Source organism: Pueribacillus theae (assembly GCF_003097615.1).
GTDB lineage: Bacteria > Bacillota > Bacilli > Bacillales > UBA6769 > Pueribacillus > Pueribacillus theae.
In genome coordinates, this window is sequence record NZ_QCZG01000101.1 from 1 (window position 1) to 1,653 (window position 1,653).

The 1,653-nt window shown below is 39.9% G+C and carries 1 protein-coding gene; it reads right to left on the bottom strand.

The genetic code is table 11. The annotated features are described in order from the left end of the window. Window positions 1-100 precede the first annotated feature (100 nt). A complete protein-coding gene (locus tag DCC39_RS18835) occupies window positions 101-1,351 on the bottom strand; it encodes an IS110 family RNA-guided transposase (protein WP_116556400.1) in 1,251 nt (416 codons plus the stop codon). Window positions 1,352-1,653 lie beyond the last annotated feature (302 nt).

Here is a 1,653-nt window from a genome sequence, read left to right on the forward strand (position 1 = left end):
AAGTCTGAAATAACTCCTACGGGCAACCACTGAAAAAGAGGGCATAGGAAAACAAGCCATCTATTAATGACTTTAATGGAAATATTTGGTTAAAAAGACATTAGGTTGAAGTTGCCACCGGAAGCACTTTAAAGCCTTGACTTTTAGCTAATAAAATAGCCTGTTCTACCGTAATTTCACGGTTTACTGGAAGAACGTCGGCTTTTTTATATAATTCAGGATTATATGGTTCTTTCTTTTTGAGAATGTTGTAGATAGCGGTTAAAAGCATGCGTGCAATGGCAATAATTGCTCGTTTGTGACCCCTGCGTTTTTTGAGTTTCAAATAGCGGTTTCGAATTTCGGGATGCTTTTCACTTTTGACTACAGAGGTAGCACACTGTACCAAAAGAGGCTTTATGTAGCAGCCTGCTCTCGAAATTCTTACTGACTTTTTCTTGCCGGCACTCTCGTTATTGGTGGGTGTAAGTCCTGCCCAGGAACATAAATGCTTAGCTGTCGGAAACACGTCCATATTGACACCTATTTCTGAAACCACGGCAATGGCGGAAAAGATGTTCTTAAAGGACGGAACAGTTAAGATCAAGTTAATTTCCTCTGTGTAGGACGCGGCAAGGGAAAGAATGATGTTTTCAAGGTCAGCTTTACGAGACAGAAGGTCTTCATAATGCTGTTTAATCACCTTTAATTTCCCGGCTTGCTCTGGTGTAATAAATCCGTCAATGGCGAGTTCCAATTCAGGAAGTTTATTCTTCATGGAGCCGTGAATTAAAGGTTCAATATCAAAAGTAGTGTCTAAAGGATTTTTAAGGAGCTTTTCAATGATGTTCATAGAGCTTTTGCCGAAGGTATCTGAAACAACATTTCCAAGTTGGATGTTAGACACGGTTAAACTGTTTTGAAGACGGTTTTTCTCACTTGACATAAAATTAGTCAGTTTAAAACGATAACGCATAAGGTCACGTAACTGTCTAATCTCAAGTGGAGGCATAAAGCTCCCAGCTACAAGATCATGCTTAAACAAATCAGCAATCCATTTGGCGTCTTTTTGGTCCGTCTTTTTACCACGGATCGCCTTGACGTACTTAGGATGTGCCAGAGTAATGTTGCAGGAATCTTCAAGTACATTAAACACGGGAATCCAGTATTTCCCGGTAGATTCCATACAGACATCCTTACAGTTATTCTCACAAAGCCATTGTGACAACTCATTCAATCCTTTTGTATAGGTAGAAAAGCGATGGCGTTTGTAAGTAGTAACTCCTTTGTTAGTTGAAGCAATACAGGCAACAACAAAGGTTTTGTGGACATCGATTCCACAACAAATGGGATATACGATTTTTAAAGCCATAGGGAACGATCCTTTCAGAGAATGATAGGGATAGACAGCATTGACTGATTGCCCAGCAATAAACGAGTAGTTGTTTATACAAAGATAAGTCTGCGTGCTCGAAGTCACACTTATTTGTGCTTGGAAAGGCAATCTACACATATAAACATGCGGTCACTCTGCAACCAGAGCAGCCCACTCACCTCCACGTGATTTGTAGTTGACTGTTATCCCTATGACTTTAGAATAATAAAAATAACGCTCGAGGCACAATTGTTTCATAGCGTTTTGTGCCTTGAGCGAAGCGAAAGGAATGGATATAA